The sequence below is a fragment of the Acidobacteriota bacterium genome (assembly GCA_012517875.1).
Taxonomy (GTDB): Bacteria; Acidobacteriota; JAAYUB01; order JAAYUB01; family JAAYUB01; genus JAAYUB01.
Map to the genome: position 1 here is coordinate 1 of JAAYUB010000027.1, position 15,883 is coordinate 15,883.

Here is a 15,883-nt window from a genome sequence, read left to right on the forward strand (position 1 = left end):
AAAGAGACCGGAGTTCGAGCGGCCGCCTTCCGCGCTGATCATACCAATCCGAACGCCCTCGTGCCAAGGAGATCATGCGCCCGATTTTTCATCATGCTGAAAAATCTTTTTGACTTCTAACGGAGTATCTTTGTGGTGAATGAAGCCCGTCCTACTTCCCCGGCACCAACGGCACGAACCGCACCGGCATCAGGTTCTCGGTGCGAGTGCGGCCGTCCGGTTCCCGGGTGACGCGGAGCAGGTACTGGATGGCGGAGGTTCCCCCCACGGGGATGATCATCACCCCGCCCGGCTTGAGCTGCTCCACCAGCCGTGGCGGCACCTGCGGCGCAGCCGCCGTAACCACGATGGCGTCAAACGGCGCCGCCTCGGGCCAGCCGCCGTAGCCGTCGCCGATGCGGCATTGCACATTGGGGCAGGGGAGCGCCGCAAGCAGCGCCGCAGCTTTCTGCCCGAGCTCGGGCAGCAGCTCGATGGTATACACCTCCGCCACCAGCCCCGCCAGCACCGCGGCCTGGTAACCGGAGCCGGTGCCCACCTCCAGCACCTTGTGCTCGGGCCGGGGGCGGATCGCCTCGGTCATGAAGGCGACGATGTACGGCTGTGAGATGGTCTGTCCGCTGCCGATGGGGAGCGGCCCGTCCTCGTAGGCGGCGGCGGTGTAGGGCTCAGGGACGAAGCGGTGGCGGGGCACGGCGAGCATGGCGGCGAGCACCCGCGCGTCGCAGACGCCGCGGGCGCGGATCTGCTCATCCACCATGCGGCGCCGCAGCGCCGCGAAGCCGTCGTCGTCGGGCGGCTCCGGCGGTGTGGCGGGAGCGCCGTTGGGCCCGGCGGCGCCGGGCGCCCGGCAGGCGAGCAGGACGGCCAGCCCGGCCCCCGCGACCAGCAGGGTCCACAGCAGGAGGTACTTCATGGCGGATCTCCTCGGCGGCCTGTTGCCTCTATTGTAATGTGCCGTCCGCCGGGGCGCAATCAGGAGGAGGAACGGTGACCAGTGAACAGTGAAGAGACAGGAGGTAAGAGAATCGAACGCCTTCGTGCTCGTAGTTCGTCATTGTCATCGAGGCGCGAGGTTCGAGCCTCGGATCTTGTACACAACCCGCGAGCCCGTAGACGCATCCACGACCGAACCCCCTCCCGTCCGGTGTGTTTCTTGTCATCGAACAGAACGCGTTTGGGCAATAATGGACATCGCGCGTTAGTTTATGGAGGTGTTCCATGATCCGTCATCTGGCTTCGATCGGGGTTCTGGCGGCATTGGCGGTGGCTGTCACGGCCTTGGCGATGGTTTCGCCCGGCGGTCCGACGGCGGGCGCAGCGTCTGGCGGCATTCACGTTCCGGCGGCATCGGCGGACGACGGCGTGACCGTGAACCCGGCGGGGGCGGACGGCAGCGAGAAGGTCTCGCTGGGCGCGAAAACCGCCATTATCCCCACGCCGGTGTGGGTGATCGGATCGTATGACAAGGAGGGAAAACCCAACCTGATGACGGCCGCGTGGGTGGGAATCTGCGCCTCGACCCCGCCATCTGTCATGGTCTGTCTGCGGGAAGCCACCTACTCGCACGGCAACATCATGGGCCGGAAGGCATTCACAGTGAACATCGCCTCGGAGTCGCTGGCCCGACACGCCGCATACGTCGGCCGCGTCTCCGGGAAGAGTCAGGACAAGTTTCTGAAGACGGGCCTGACGCCGGTGAAAAGCACGCGGGTGGATGCCCCGTTCGTCAAGGAGTTTCCCCTGGTCGTGGAATGCAAGGTCATCCGGACGGTGGAGGTGGGCTCGCACACCATGTTCATCGGAGAAATCGTGGACGTGAAAGCGGCCCCGTCCATTCTCAGCGTGGAGGGCGTTCCCGATATGGGTAAACTGAAGCCGTTCGTTTTCTCTCCCGGCAGTTCCCAATTCTATGGAATCGGGCCGAGTCTGGGCCGCGTGTCGGAATTGGCCAAGGAAGAAGAAAAATAGCCGTCCCTGATCTCTCCATGATCAGAAAATCTCGAAGGAACCTTCGGCCACTTTCTGGCCGGCCACGTGGAGTTCCACCCGGTAGACGCCGGGCGCCCAGGTGCCGGGCTCGAGCCCGCCGCAGCCCGCGTAATGGGACGAGCTGGTCCACGGCGATTGGATGAAATAATTCTGCACCTGCCGATTGAGGAGCGAACCGTCCGGCCGGTAGAGAAGCGACTCCACCGAGAAGTCGATCCGGCGACCCGGGTCGGGATAGGCGAGGTTGATCTCCCACCAGACCAGCCGAGTCGTGGACCGGGGGAACCGCGTGGCGTGGATCCGCTGCTCCGGCGGGGCCGCGTCGATCCCGCTCTCGTGGAACTTCACGTTGGTCACTGTGGCTTGCAGCGACGGGATCCCGGCCGCCGGTCCGGACGGCGGCCGCTCGAGCCCCTGCAGGATCCGGGCGGCCTGGTCGAGGTCGACGGGCTCCATCGGGCGATCGGCGCCGAAGATGCCCGCCGCGTCTGAGGCGTCCGCCGTGCCCGAGTCGTCCGCCGTGTCCGTGGCATCCGCCACGCGTTGCGGCTCCTCACGGTCTGCATTATCCCAGGACACGTACCGGATGTTCTCCCAGACCCGCTCCAGTTGGGCGGGATCGAAGGCCGCCGTGACGGCCGGCTGGGCGGGCGCGCAGGTGGCCACCTGGCCGGACCGGAGGTCCATCCGGGCGTCCCCCCGGCCGGCGTGCAGCACCGGCTTCCCCTCGAGCACGAAGAATTTCAACCGGGCGTCCGCCTCCGGCTGGACGTACACCTCCGACTCCAGCTCCAGGTACTGGATGTCGCTGAGCACCGTGTCGCCGGCGTGCCAGGAGAACACGCCATACTTCTTGGCGTTGGCCATGGCCGGGCCCACGCCCGGGATCCGGCGCAGCACCCACTCCACCGGGTTGGGATATTTGTGCACTTTGTTGAATGCATCTCTCGACGAGCCGTCGAAGGTCTCGTTGGGGACCTGGGTGAAGAGGATCCCGTAATCACGCAGCGTCCGGCCCCAGCGGTTGGTGATCTCGCCCGAGAGGCCCCGCGTGGCTCCCACCGTGAACTGCCCACCGCCCACCGTGTACAGACCGGGCCGGTAGAATGCCCGACCCCGCACCCCGCCCTCCCACTCCAGGTCGACGCTGGAAAGAATTGGCCACCGGGTGTCGCCGCCCGCCGTCCGGGTGACCCGCTGACCGGTGTCGGCCAGCACCACCCGGTCGCCGTCATACAGCCAGGCCGAGTGGATGGCTTCGGCGTCGGCGCTCCGGTCCGCTGCAGGGGCGGTGCTGTCCCGCACGAACAGGTCGCCGTCTTTCCGGGCGACGTCCTGTTTTCGGATGACGAAGACTTTTCCCGACACACCCTTGATTTCGGCCGCCGGCTTCGGCACGTCCACCTCGATCCGGAAGCGGTCTTCGTAGGCCAGCGCGCGGTTGGAAGGCATGTGGAACCGGCGGTCCAGCAGGTCCACCCGGAGGGTGATCGGGCCGGTTTGTTCGGTGGTCAGCACGCGCTCCACCCGGATTTCGCGCTCGGACACCACAAAGGAAGCGTCGCCGGGCTCCGAATCGACGACCTGGTCGCCCAGGCGCACGGCAACCAGCACGTCGCCGGGCCGAGGATTTCCCATGGCCTGCGGATACCGGATGTAGGCGATGACTGGGAGCGCGGCGCGGGTTCGGGAGAGATGCTGCAGCCGGACCCGGGCGCTGTGGATCCGGGGCGGGTCCGGGCTGGCTGCCGGCTGGATCAGCCCGAAGATGGTCTCGGCGACACTCCGGGCCGTCCGGCCGGCGGTGCCGTCGTCCACCACGGATTCGTCCAGGCGGTTGTACACGCTCACTCTCAGCAGCCACCCGCCTCCGACCGCGTTGACCTCATAGGCGGGCCGGCCTTTGGGTGTCCCGTCCCGCCGAATGATTTCAAAGTGCTTGTGCAGGGTGCTCCGGCTGCCGACCCCGAAGTTCTCGTGGATGATCTCCAGCCGCTGTTGCTGAATATTGCGGACCTTTTGGTCATACTCTTTTTCCGCCTCGTCGGCGGCATTGAATTTTTTCAAGTCGATATACACGTGGGGGATGTTGGTGCCGCCGTACCGGGCCAACGCCTGGCTGGCGTATGTGTATCCCCGGGTAAAGCTCATGGCCGGCGTGACGCCCACGTGAGGATCCTTGGGGGTCCAACCGGCCAGTTGGCGGTCGGTCTGAATCGCCCGCTGGACGATCTCGGCCGGGTCGCCCTGGCCGGCGATAAAAACCGCGCAGGCGACCAGCCCGACGAAGACCAAGGTCGTCCGTCTTGCGTATGCCGCCAAGCCTTTTTTCCGCCTCCGGCTTCTGGTCGGAATCATCATGCCGCCTCCCGGGATCCGTGTTCTGTCATCCCCGCCGGTCATTCCGCCGTCCGCATCCACGCACGTTGTTCCCGACAGCGCATGCAAGAGCGTGTTTCCGTTGGTTCGCGGGTTGAACCGCGTCGGCGACCGTAGCGGACCCATTCCGCCTGATGAATATATTTCGATTGTATTGTTCAGATTTGGATTGTCAAGGTTGGCTGCCACTCGTGGCTGAATGATCCAGTCGGCGGCAAACCGGATCGACCGTCCGCGGTCCCACCCGGCGGTGGACGCCGCCGCCTGTTTCCCGCTATACTGCACCGGCCGTGGAACCGGAGGAGCCGCCGTGCTGACACCCGAACTGCGCCGCATCTTCACCGCCTGGGGCTACCCTGTGGACGAGGCGGCGGTGGGTCGCTTCCTGACCGGCTTCGCCGACCCGGCCGCGGTGGCCCGGGAGATGGTTGCGTTCGCGCGCGCCGGCGCCGCCGGAGAACTGGGCATCCCATTCAACTCGACCGAATTCCTGTCCGACACCTTTCAGGCGCGCCATCTGCCTCTGCTCACCGACCTCGCCGGCGGGGCGCTGCTCCGCTTCCCGCCCGGCGCATCCGTCTGGGCGGTGGCGGCCCGGGTGGCGCCCACGCTCGTGGCGGCGCAACTGAACGCCGTCTTCCCCGGCTTGGCCGATGTGCTGCCGCAGCTCTGTCCGTCGCTGCGGGCGCCGGTGAACCTCGCCGAGACGGTGGCCGATGTAGCTTGGGAGGACGTCAAGACCGGCGTGATGGGCGCCACCACCGGCGCGTTCCACGTCCGCTTGGGCGGAGCGGTGGCCGGGCAGCGCCTGGTCCTCAAGCAGATGGACATGGCGGTGGAACGAGTGCTGGCGGCGATGGTGACCGGCGTGTTCGGCTTGGCGTCCGTGGAGATTCTCTGGACCGGACCCGCTTGGTCCGCCATGCGTCCCGTGGCCGGCCGATCTCTGCGCGACATCTCGGGCAACCCCCTCACCGAGCTGCGGCGGAAGTGCTGGCACCCGGCGGCGGTGGCGCGCGTGGCCGAGGAGCTGGGCCGGGAGTCGGCGCTGGCGTGGACGTGTCGCTTGTTCGGCCGGCACAGCGGTAACCTCATCGCCACCAACCCCGCCGATCTCGCGGACGGTGGCTACGTTCGGATCGACTTCGGCCAGTCGCTGCTGCCGTCGCGCAACCGTTACCTCGAGGCGGTGATGCCGCTCTGGCACCTGCGACGCTTTTTCCCCGCCGAGGGGACCGGCGGCTACGAGGAACCGCCGGTGGTCGCCGCCGTTGCACGCGGGTTTACGAAGATCACCGCCGCCGCCCGCCGTGCTCGCGCCGCCGTCGCGCGGCACCTGAGGGCGGCGGTGGGTCTGCCGCTGCCGGAGATGGCGGGTGAGGCGGCGGATCCCCGTGTCGAGGCGGCGCACGTGGATGCGGTGGTAGCGGACCTGGCGGCGGGGCCGGAGCCGGTGGCGGCGTTCAACGAACTGTACCACCGGTTCTACCAGGGCTTCTGGCAGGTCCACGGCTGGCAGGAGTACCGCCCGCCCGCCGACCACCGCCAGGAGCTGAGCGCGGACGAGTTTCACGGATTGCTGCCAGAGCGCGATTGGATCGAAGCGCAAGGGGGAAAGGGTGAATAGGTGCTCTCTGTTCGTAAATTGTAATCGAAATTCGTATTCGTAATCGTAATCAAGGCTCGAAACTCGGGGCGCGTTTACGACTGACGGACACGGGGGATTGGATTTGGGTTCTGAGTCCTGGATCCTAAAATCCAGATCCGAGCTCCCATTCGCCGCAAGTTCAGGCTGATTGACGCATATGGTTGTTGTTTTCTAGAAAAAAAGGCGAATAATTTGTCTATGATAGCTGAAGGATCGGATCTGATCCAGGCCGCCAGGTTCTCGCCGGACGGGCGGCGCGTGCTCACCGGCAGCGTGAACGGCGTGCTGGCGGAGTGGGACTCGAAAAGCGCCCGGCGCCTCCGCCTCCTGTTGGATCCGGCGGGGAACGAGGATCCCCCGGTGGCGCCGCGGGCCGGCGCCTGTGGGGAAGGGGCCCCGCCTCCTGGAGCGGACATTCTGGAGGCCGTCCGCGGCGGCTCCATCATGGCGGTCGTCTGGTTCCCCGACGGCCGGCGCTTTGCCGCGGCCGCCGCCAACGGCTGGGCCGCGATCTGGGACGCCGGGTCCGGCCGGGCGCTCTGTGCCTGGGAAGCGGACGCCACGGCCGTCGTGGTGATCGAGGTTTCACCCGACGGCCGGTGGCTGGCCACCGGCAGCTGCGAAACCGGCACCACCACGCTGCGCGTCTGGCGGATCGGGGAATCGTGGGCGGCACCACCCGTCGCGGCGTTTTCGAGCGACCGCATGATCGGCGGCGTCTTCTCGCTGGCGTTCTCTTCCGACAACCGCTTCCTGGCCTCGGGTGGATGGGGATTCTCCGGTTACAGCGCGCCCATGATCTACGACGTGAACACCGGGGAGCGGGTCAACACCCTGCCCTGGGACGCCAGCCGAGCCATCAGCTTTTCCCCGGACGGCCAGCGGCTGGCCACGGGGGACGAGTTCGGCAAGGTCAGCGTCTGGGATCTCGAACGGCGGGCCCGGCTGGTCGAGCAGGAGGCGCACGGCGGGATCGTCAGCCTCGTCCTGTTCTCGCCTGACGGGCGGTCGCTTCTGTCCGGCAGCTGCGACGGCGGCCTGAAAGTGTGGGACGCCGCCAGCGGCGAACTCCGGATCGAACAGGCGTACGACGGCCTGGTCCTGGACGGCCGGTTTGGGGGGGACGGCCGCAACGCGGCCGTCGTCACCGGCATCCGGGACGAGGAGCGCCCGCGGATCCATCACGTGAGATTCTGATCCGTCAGGTCCCGTCAGGTTGGGTCGGACGCGGACCATCTGTCCCGTCACCGTAGCACCAGGGGATGAGTGCCCGGATCGCCGCCGGATCGGCGATGACCGGCTCCATCTCGAACATGCCAAATTTGCCGGCAGCTGCCACCTCCGGCGCCCACGCCGGGTCGCCTAGGGCGACAATGGTTGCGCCGGTGCATTCGATGGGGAGGGCGGTGTACTTTTCGGCCGAAGCGCGATCCAGGTGGCAGGCGCAATCCGGATCGGCGGCGTTCGGCAACCGCAAGTCCACCGCCGGCAGACGGTACTTCTGAATCAAGGCGGCGATCTCGGGCGGCCATTGGGTGCGCCGGCGGCGTGGGGCGCCGCACGCTGTCAGCCGGTCGTCGATCCGCGGGATTGCGTCCCACGGATCGTCGGGCGGCAGCTCCAGGGGGTCAGCGGCCGCGAGCGTCCGGGCTGTCCCGTCGGCTTGGCGGCGCAAGGCGGCCGTGTTCAGGTGCCTCAGCACGGGCAGCAGCGGTTTCCCGGTTTCCCTGATCGCCTGGATGTCGCCGTGGAACCAGTGCGTGGCCCACCGTCCCCAGGCGGCGGGCGTGACGACCGCCAGCACCACTGCACACTCGGCCAGGCGCCGCTCGTTCTGCCCCGCCAGCGAGGGACCGTGGCAGCCGTCGCGCCAGCGGTACCAGGTGTGGAATCCGTGGATCTCCAGCCCCCGCGCCAGGGTCCGGGCCAGCTCCTCGCCGTCCGGGGCGTAGGTGATGAAGACGACGCTCATGGGCATCCTTCGGCGAGGCTCGCGGCTGGAGGCTCAAGGCTCGCTCCCGATCGATCCAGCGTTCGCAGGTTTACAGGTTCACAGGTTCGAAGATTCAGGCCCACAATCATCGGCGTACTCGTTCTCGCCGTCGTCATCGTCATCGACTACCTGCTACTCCTCAATCCGGAACACCGGCAGGCGCAACCCCCAGACGATGGCCAGCAGCCGGAGCAGCACCACCACGGCCAGTCCGATCAGCGCGGCGGCGTCCCGGCCGCCGCCCGCCGCCTGGAGCGCCACGTAGACCGTCGAGCCGGCGATGGCCGCGGTGGCGTAGATGTCACGGCGCAGGATCAGCGGGATCTCGGCGCTCAGCACGTCGCGCACCATGCCGCCGGCCACGCCGGTCATGGTGCCCATGGCCACGGCGATGAGCGGTGCCACGTGGGCGGCCTCGGCGATGCGGGTGCCCGTCATGGTGAACAGGGCCAGCCCCAGGGCGTCGGCGATCGCCAGCGCCCGGCCGGGCGGCTGGCGGTGGCGGACGTACAGGAGCGTGCCCAGCGCGGCGACGGCGATCACCACCAGGTACACCGGGTCAGCGATCCAGAAAATAGGGTGGCGGTCCAGGAGGATGTCGCGCAGCGTGCCGCCGCCGATGGCGGTGACCACGGCGATCACCAGCACGCCCAGCAGGTCCAGCCCCTTGCGGCCGGCCGACAGGGCGCCGCTCGCGGCGAACACGGCCACTCCCATGAGGTCGAGCACATGGAGCAGGGTCGCGGGTTGCTGGAACATCGGCTGAGATGATAATACAGGAAGGCGGCCGCCGTCCATCGGGGAACGCGGGCGCGGCGGTCGGCCGGCGCGTCAGCGGCCGCGTACGGCGAAGCGCCGCACATCCTCGCTCCAGGGAGGCGCCGCGCGGATGGCGTCGGGCACCGCCTCCGGCTCGGCGACCACCTGCCACATGGCCCGGTGGCGCTCGTCCATGAACCGCTCGGCGATGGCCTGGTCCAGGAGCTGGATCAGCGGCTCGAAGAAATTCCGGGTGTTGACCAGGATGATCGGGTTCAGGTAGAGCCCCAGCCGCTTGAGCGTGATGGCCTCAAGCAGCTCCTCCAGCGTGCCGCAGCCGCCCGGCAGCGCCACGGCGGCGGCGCTTTCGGCCAGCATCAGGTGCTTGCGGACCCGCATGTCCTCCACCAGGCGGAGTTCCGTGAGGCCGGGGTGCCCCCACTCCAGGTCGGCCATGAACCGCGGCAGCACGCCGGTGATGCGGCCGCCGCGTGACAGCACGCCGTCGGCGAGCGCGCCCATGGAACCCGCCCCGCCGCCGCCGTAAATGACGGGGAAGCCGCGGTCGGCCAGCGCCACGCCCAGGCGGTACGCGGCGTCGCGGTAGGCGGCGTCGGCCGCCGGGCTCGAGGCACAGTAGACACAGACGGGTGCTCGGTTTTCCGTTTGATCCATGATTCAGCCCCGCTCGCCGGCCGCTTTTGCGAGCCGGACCGACTCACTATATGACTCCGGCAAAGCGGATACAAGCCCCCTGGCACCGGCGACCGCGGAAGGCGTGACGACGCCCCCCGATTTCTAGGCGGGCGATTCCGGAGTCGGCTTCGGTCGGGTGGCCCACCAGGCCGCGAGAAAGAGGATGGCAAGAACCAGGTCCACGCCGGCGGGTGGCACCATGCCGAAATCCGTCCGCCTGGCGGCGAACAGCCAGGCGATGCTGACGAAGCTCAGGGTTTTGACCAGGAAAGCCGGGAGCATGATGGGGTGGTAGCGGGCCGGGTCGGAAGCCAGGACGAGGTAAAGAATCTGCCAGACGAGATTGATGCCGACAAAACCGTAAAAATAGACGGGGTACTCCAGACCGGGGGCCAAGCGGTGTTCCATGAAGTACATCGGCGCCACGGCGAGAATCCCGAAAATTCCGGCGATCCGGAACACCCATCGGGCGAATGTCATGGCGATGTTCCTCCAAGTCGGTTGATTCCCCCCGAGTCCGGAACCCGCGACATCCCGGATCCGGCCGGAGGACCGGTGCGGTACTGTCATCGGGCAAGCCGACGAGAGCATGCACCACACACACGGATGTACGCCCACCGGGGATCGGATGTTCCCGGTCCGGCCGAGCGGGAGGCTCAGCGCCGCTGGGACACCGCCACGCCCTCGGTCGCCGGCGTCGGGTCGGGTTCGCTGTGGCTGTGGAGCCGGTCGGTCCTGGGGTGGAGGCGTAGCAGCACAAGATAAGCAACCCCAGTTTGCGCGTCTGGTCGCTCTGCTCACGCCGCCATCAGCACGGCGCAGTCTTTGCTGCATAGTGGCGGGTCGGGCAGCGCTCTATCCGCCGATGACCACGGTCCAGGGGCGCACGCGCCATTGGGCGATGAGGCCGTTCTGCACGTACGGGTCGCTTTCGGCGAACGCCTCGGCCACGCGGGGCGAGTCGCCGCGGAACACCAGCACGGCGCCGTCGGCGGGTTCGGCGAAGGCGCCGGCCATGACGAGCTCGCCCCGGGCGTGGGCTGCTTGCGCCAGAGCCAGGTGGGCGTCCCGGAACGGTGCGCGGCGTTCCACGTAGTTCTCGACGGTGGTGTAGAACAGCAGGTGGTAGCGCCCGACGGCCGCCGGGCGAGGCTGTTCCGTGGTCCGCTGGGCGCGATAGGCCTGCAGAGTGGCAGTCAGAGATGCGCCGGCGCCGAACGCCCCGGCGATCAGGGTGATCAAACCGGTCGTGCTCGTTGTGCCGGCCAGCGTCTGCAGCGCCGCGGCGGCCGACGCCAGGAAGCAGACCAGAACGATCAAGTTCAACATCAGATGCCGACGGGATGGGGTCATGGTGTGCCTCCTGATGCGGATGGACCGGCGGCGCCGAGCTGATCCAGCAGGTCGAGGCCGTCCCACTCGCCCCAGCGTTCGGTGATCCGTCCGCCGACGATACGGAGGATCTCGATGCCGCGGAAGGTGATCCGGCAGCCGGTGGGCGCCGCGCCGAGGAACAGGCCGAGGTGAGTGGCAACGGCCGTCCACCGGATGGCCACCGTGTCGGTACGGGTGTCCACCACCAGGTCGTCGGTGGTCGCCTCGAAGTCGGGAAAGGCGGCGAACAGTTCAGCCACGCCCGCCGCGTAGGCGGCCAGCCCCGGATCGCGGCCGGCGGGCGAGCGGTCACAGAAGTCGGGCGCGTGCAGCTCGCTGATAGCTGCCAGGTCGCGTCGCCGCCACACCCGTTCCATCCAGTCGGTGGCCACCGCCGCCAGGGCGGCGTACTCAGGAGACAGCGATGGGTTCGTCAAAGGCATTCGGTTTTCTCCTTTGGACTTTCAGACGTGTTCGGTTTCCGGCGACGGCGCGCCGTCCCGTCCTTTGCCGTGCGCCGAGACCGTCAGTTCGAACGGGTGACGGAATCCCCGCATGTAGCCGGCCTGACCCACGACATCCAGCCGCCAGCGGATGTGGCCGTCGGGATGGGTGGGGCCGGAGGGTCGGGCGTCGTCGGGGATGGTGAAGTTGCGTTCGCGTTCCAGCGCCTTGCCCTCGCGGACACGGGTGTCCCGGATCTCGAGGACGGGGCGTCCGCAAAGCTGTTCCTGATCCTCGACGGTGGAGTGCGACTTGACGCTCACCCGGCGGCGGTACACCCGCTCGCCGACCAGTGTGACCGTGAGTTTTTGCAGTGCCACCGGTCCGGGCTGGCGCAGCCGCAGCCGGGCGGTCTGACCGGGGCGCAGGGTCGCACCGGGCGAGATGCTGAGTTCGGTCCATGGGATCTTCCGGCTCCGCCAGCCCTTGAGACCGGCGATCAGGAGCAGCAGACCCACGCCACCGAACATGCCGCCCACCACCGCCATGATCCAGAGGTCGTCTTCGCCTTTCGGCATGAAAACGAAGAGGATGATGATGGCAGCGCCGAACAGGACGAGCGGGGCGCCGAGAAGAAACACGCAGGTCAACTGTTCGCTGGGCTTGGCACCTGCGCGCGGCAGGCGCTCAAAGGCTGTGGAGGGCGTCGGCTCCGGACCGGCGCCGGCATTGTCAACATCCGCTTGGGTCATGTCACCTCACGCGTGGGCCGTCGATAGCGGGCCTAGTATACACTGGGGATTTAATAGTGAGGAGTGAGGAGTGAGAATGCGTGCTCGAAAATCGTACTCGTAATCGTGATCGTAATCGTGATTGTAATCGTGATTGTAATCGTGGCTCGAGACTCGAGGCCGTTCCCGATCATCGGACATCGGAATTCGGGGCTCGGGGTTCAGGGTTCGGGTTTTACTTTGCGGCTAAATGTTCCCGTCTCAATTCTCCCGATTCACCCATTCACCCATTCACCTATTCACCTATTTCTTCTATTCACCCTCTGAATTGACCAGTGACAAATGATCAATGAAAATGATCAATGGGAACCGAGTGATCCCTTCGTGCCCTTGGTGACTTTGTGGTGGATCGGTCCGAACCCGGCAGGAAATCGTTGCCCGGCGGGACCGGGGGCGGCTACAATGGAGGTGTTCCCCGCCGCAACGACTGTCCGGAGGTGAGGCGCCATGGTCCGAATCGGCCTGGATGTGGGAGCCACCAAGACGGTGGGGCTGCTGTGCACGGAGTCCGGCCGGGTTCTGCACCGTGTCCGGCAGAAGAGTGCGGTGAAGGATCCCGACAAACTCTACGCGGATATCCGGAACCTGATCCAGAAGCTGACCGGGGAGAGCCCGGAGCGGCCCGCCGCCGCCTGCATCGGCATCGCTGCGTTCGTGGACCACGCCACCGGGCACATCCACTACGCACCCAACCTGCAGGTGGAGAACTTCCCGCTGGGCGAGCGGCTGCAGCGGGATCTGGGCCTGCCCGTCCACATCGACAACGACGTGAACTGCGGCGTGCTGGGCGAGGCGCGGCTCGGCGCCGCCAGGGGCGTGCAGCACGTCGTGGGGCTGTTCATCGGCACGGGGATCGGCGCCGGAATCATCACCCACGGCCACCTGCTGCGCGGCGCGCGGGGCATCGCCGCCGAGGCCGGTCACACGCTCTTCATCCCGGGCGGCCGGATGTGCGGGTGCGGCCGGCGGGGCTGCTTCGAGGCGTACGCCGGCGGCCGCTTCATCAGCGAGTCGGTCGTCCGGGCCTGCCGCACGCACCCGAAGTCGCGGCTCTGCGCCGAGGAGGCCAAAAATCTCACCGGCGTGTGGCGGGCCATGAGCGACGGCGACCCGGTGGCCCGCGCGATCTGGGACAAGGCGATTCTCGCCCTGCGGGTGCTGGTCACCAACCTGGTCACGCTGTTCGATCCGGAGATGGTGCTGCTGGGCGGCACCGTCATCCACGAGCTGCCCCAGGTGGCCGACTCGGTCCGGGAGTTCCTGGTGGCGCAGCGGCTGCGGGGAATCCTCCACACCATCCCTCTGACCCAAGCGGTGCTGGGCGGCGACGCGGTGGCGCTGGGCGCCGCCTGCCTGCCTGACCAGCCCTGAAGGAGGCGGCTCCATGACCCGTGCGAGCGATCCGGATTTCGCGTGCCGCCTGGAACTGCCCGGTTGGCGGTTGGTGTTCGCCGACCTGGCCCTCGTGGACGCCTTCGACGCGGCCGTCCTCGACGCCCGTCTCGCCGCGGCCGAGACGGCGCTGCGGCGGCGCTTCGCCGGCGGCGACCCGGCTGCCGACCCGGCGTTGGCGGCGCTCCGCGAGTTGTTCAAGGCGGCGGGCACGAGCCCGTCGCGTTACCGGCCCTCGTCCGAGGCGCTGGTGCGGCGCGTGCTCAAGGGCGACCCGCTGCCGCGGATCCAGCCGCTGGTGGACTTCAACAACCTGGTCTCCATCGATACGCTATGCCCGGCCTGCGTCATGCGCCCCGACACGGTGCATCCGCCGCTGCTGCTGCGGCGCGGTGCCGCCGGCGAGACGGTGACCGGTTTCAAGGGCGAGTTGGACCTGGACGGCAAGCCGGTGCTCGCCGACCGCGCGGGCCCCTTCGGCACGCACATCACCGACGACCACCGGGTGGTGCTTCACGCCGAACACCGCGAGGCGCTCCTCGTGGTCTATGAACCGCGTGCCGCCGGTGTCGACTCAGCGGCTTACCTGGCCGGTCTCACCGGCAGCATCCTCGGCCTCACGGTAGGTCCGGTGCGCGTCTTCGACTGAAAGGCGGGTGCGGCCGGATGCACCACGAAGGCACAGAGGACATGAAGGGATCAATCAGTTTTCATCGATCATCTTGTATTTGTCATTTTTCTTTTAATGGTTATTGCTGTTTGCGTTTATTTGCTATTTGAAGTCGAGCCCGTACTTGCTGCTCACGGGATCTGGGACCTGGGATCTGGGACCTGGGATCTGGGATTTGGGACCTGGGAGTTAGCTATAGGAACCAGGAACAAGGATCCAGAACCCAAGGCCCAGAACCCAGAACCCAGAACCCAGGGCCAATCCCCGATGTCCGAATTCCGCATGGCGTGAACGAGTACCGAGCACGATGACGAGTACGATTACGAATTACGAGCACGAACGATCAACCATCAACGATCAACCTGCAACCTGCGAACCTGTGAACCTGTGAACCTGCGAACCTGTGAACCTGTGAACCTGCGAACCTGTAAACCTGTGAACAGATGATGGACCTGAACAACATCCACATCCCGATTCCAAAGATGGACGGGGCGGCGTTCGACGCCGTGGGGATCGGTCTGAACGCCGTAGACCGGATCATCACCGTGGACCGCTTCCCGGCTCTCGGCGGCAAGGTGGCGTTCCGCGACGAGCGCGTGCTCCCCGGCGGACAGGTGGCCACGGCCATGCTGGCGGCGCGCACTCTCGGACTGGCGCGGGTCCGCTACATCGGCAAGGTGGGCGATGACGCCTTCGGCCGCATCCAGCTCGAGAGCCTTGCCGCCGGCGGACTGGATACGACCTGTGTCCGCGTGGAGCCGGACACGCCGAATCAGTCCGCCTTCATCGTGGTGGATGCCGCCACCGGCGAGCGCACCATTTTTTGGCAACGCTCGGAGCGCCTCGACTTCCGCCCCGGCGAGCTCCGACCCGAGGAATACTGCGCCGCGCCGGTGCTCCATCTCGACGGGCACGACGAGGCGATGGCCGTGGAGTGCACCCGCACGGCGCAAGCCCGGGGCATCCTGACGGTGCTCGACATCGACAAGGTGCGGCCCCGCTCCCGCGAGATCCTGCCCCACATCGACTGCTGCATCTCCTCGGAGAGCTTCCCCCACGCGCTCACCGGCGAGGCGGACCTGGAGCGGGCGCTCCGCGGCGTGGCGGTTCTCTGCCCGGGGCTCGTGGCCGCGACGCGGGGTGCCCGCGGGGTGGCCGGCGTCTGGCGCGGCGAGTACTTCGAGGTGCCCGGCTACGCGGTCCGGTGCGTCGACAGCACCGGCGCCGGCGACGTCTTCCACGGCGCCTTCGTCTACGCCCTGCTCCAGGGCTGGCCCCTGGGGCGGATGCTCCGCTTCGCCAACGCCGCCGCCGCGCTCAACTGCACGGCGCCGGGCGCCCGCGGCGGCTTCCGCCCCGCCGCCGCCGTCATCGCGTTCATGGATGCGTGACAAAGTGTTCACCACACAGGCACGAAGGGCACAAAGAATGGCTGGGGCTGGGGTGCTTGTTGATGGTTGATGGTTGATGGTTGCGAGTTGAGATGAGAGTTGGAGTGTGGGAACGATCTGGCAAAGAGAGCCTTCCGCTTCATCAATCTCAAATAGACCCGCATGCACCAATAAATGACAAATGATAAGCAAAATAAGTACTTTGTGATCTCTGTGCCTGGTATGTTGAAAGTGTCGAAACGAGTATACACTGATCGCGCCGCGGAAGAGAACGGTGTGTGCCATGAGGCGTGACCTCTACACAAAGATTGTTCCTCCCGGCGGGATCGGTCAATCCGGGGAAGTATCCGGCGC

Annotated in this window: 15 protein-coding genes; 6 read left to right on the forward strand and 9 right to left on the reverse strand. The window is 67.1% G+C overall.

Features of this window, described 5'->3' with window-relative positions; translation table 11 throughout:
• Positions 1-151: 151 nt before the first annotated feature.
• Positions 152-916 (reverse strand): protein-L-isoaspartate(D-aspartate) O-methyltransferase, encoded by a 765-nt coding sequence (locus GX414_04130; GenBank protein NLI46275.1) that lies wholly within the window; start codon positions 914-916, stop codon positions 152-154.
• A gap of 371 nt (positions 917-1,287) precedes the next feature.
• Here GX414_04130 and GX414_04135 point away from each other — a divergent pair, with 371 nt between their 5' ends.
• On the forward strand, positions 1,288-1,971 hold the full coding sequence (locus GX414_04135; GenBank protein ID NLI46276.1) for a flavin reductase family protein: 684 nt from the start codon (positions 1,288-1,290) through the stop codon (positions 1,969-1,971).
• A gap of 21 nt (positions 1,972-1,992) precedes the next feature.
• Here GX414_04135 and GX414_04140 read toward each other — a convergent pair whose 3' ends face one another.
• Positions 1,993-4,314, reverse strand: a complete 2,322-nt coding sequence (locus tag GX414_04140) for a hypothetical protein (GenBank protein NLI46277.1) — start codon at positions 4,312-4,314, stop codon at positions 1,993-1,995.
• Between the two features lie 367 nt (positions 4,315-4,681).
• Here GX414_04140 and GX414_04145 point away from each other — a divergent pair, with 367 nt between their 5' ends.
• Complete coding sequence (locus GX414_04145) at positions 4,682-5,998, forward strand: hypothetical protein (protein ID NLI46278.1); 1,317 nt, start codon at positions 4,682-4,684, stop codon at positions 5,996-5,998.
• A gap of 219 nt (positions 5,999-6,217) precedes the next feature.
• Entirely contained in the window at positions 6,218-7,216 is a 999-nt protein-coding gene (locus GX414_04150) for a WD40 repeat domain-containing protein (protein NLI46279.1), read from the forward strand.
• Positions 7,217-7,220: 4 nt separating this feature from the next.
• Here GX414_04150 and GX414_04155 read toward each other — a convergent pair whose 3' ends face one another.
• The 7 genes from GX414_04155 to GX414_04185 all read right to left on the reverse strand — a co-directional run bounded on the left by GX414_04155 (position 7,221) and on the right by GX414_04185 (position 12,037).
• On the reverse strand, positions 7,221-7,991 hold the full coding sequence (locus GX414_04155) for a TIR domain-containing protein (protein NLI46280.1): 771 nt from the start codon (positions 7,989-7,991) through the stop codon (positions 7,221-7,223).
• A 153-nt stretch (positions 7,992-8,144) separates the two neighbouring features.
• Positions 8,145-8,810 carry a trimeric intracellular cation channel family protein gene (locus GX414_04160; protein ID NLI46281.1) on the reverse strand — a complete coding sequence of 222 codons (666 nt, stop codon included), beginning with the start codon at positions 8,808-8,810 and terminating at the stop codon, positions 8,145-8,147.
• Positions 8,811-8,843: 33 nt separating this feature from the next.
• On the reverse strand, positions 8,844-9,446 hold the full coding sequence (locus GX414_04165) for a TIGR00730 family Rossman fold protein (protein NLI46282.1): 603 nt from the start codon (positions 9,444-9,446) through the stop codon (positions 8,844-8,846).
• A gap of 123 nt (positions 9,447-9,569) precedes the next feature.
• Positions 9,570-9,947, reverse strand: coding sequence for a hypothetical protein (locus GX414_04170; GenBank protein ID NLI46283.1), 378 nt, complete (start codon positions 9,945-9,947; stop codon positions 9,570-9,572).
• 375 nt (positions 9,948-10,322) lie between these two features.
• Positions 10,323-10,796 (reverse strand): hypothetical protein, encoded by a 474-nt coding sequence (locus tag GX414_04175; GenBank protein NLI46284.1) that lies wholly within the window; start codon positions 10,794-10,796, stop codon positions 10,323-10,325.
• 20 nt (positions 10,797-10,816) lie between these two features.
• The gene (locus GX414_04180; GenBank protein ID NLI46285.1) at positions 10,817-11,284 is read right to left on the reverse strand and encodes an ester cyclase; all 468 of its coding nucleotides are present in this window, start codon (positions 11,282-11,284) and stop codon (positions 10,817-10,819) included.
• 21 nt (positions 11,285-11,305) lie between these two features.
• The gene (locus GX414_04185; protein NLI46286.1) at positions 11,306-12,037 is read right to left on the reverse strand and encodes a hypothetical protein; all 732 of its coding nucleotides are present in this window, start codon (positions 12,035-12,037) and stop codon (positions 11,306-11,308) included.
• 486 nt (positions 12,038-12,523) lie between these two features.
• On the opposite strand from GX414_04185, the gene GX414_04190 reads away from it, so the two are divergent.
• The 3 genes from GX414_04190 to GX414_04200 all read left to right on the forward strand — a co-directional run bounded on the left by GX414_04190 (position 12,524) and on the right by GX414_04200 (position 15,529).
• On the forward strand, positions 12,524-13,447 hold the full coding sequence (locus tag GX414_04190; GenBank protein ID NLI46287.1) for an ROK family protein: 924 nt from the start codon (positions 12,524-12,526) through the stop codon (positions 13,445-13,447).
• 13 nt (positions 13,448-13,460) lie between these two features.
• Entirely contained in the window at positions 13,461-14,117 is a 657-nt protein-coding gene (locus GX414_04195) for a hypothetical protein (protein NLI46288.1), read from the forward strand.
• A 464-nt stretch (positions 14,118-14,581) separates the two neighbouring features.
• Positions 14,582-15,529, forward strand: coding sequence for a ribokinase (locus GX414_04200; GenBank protein NLI46289.1), 948 nt, complete (start codon positions 14,582-14,584; stop codon positions 15,527-15,529).
• Positions 15,530-15,883 lie beyond the last annotated feature (354 nt).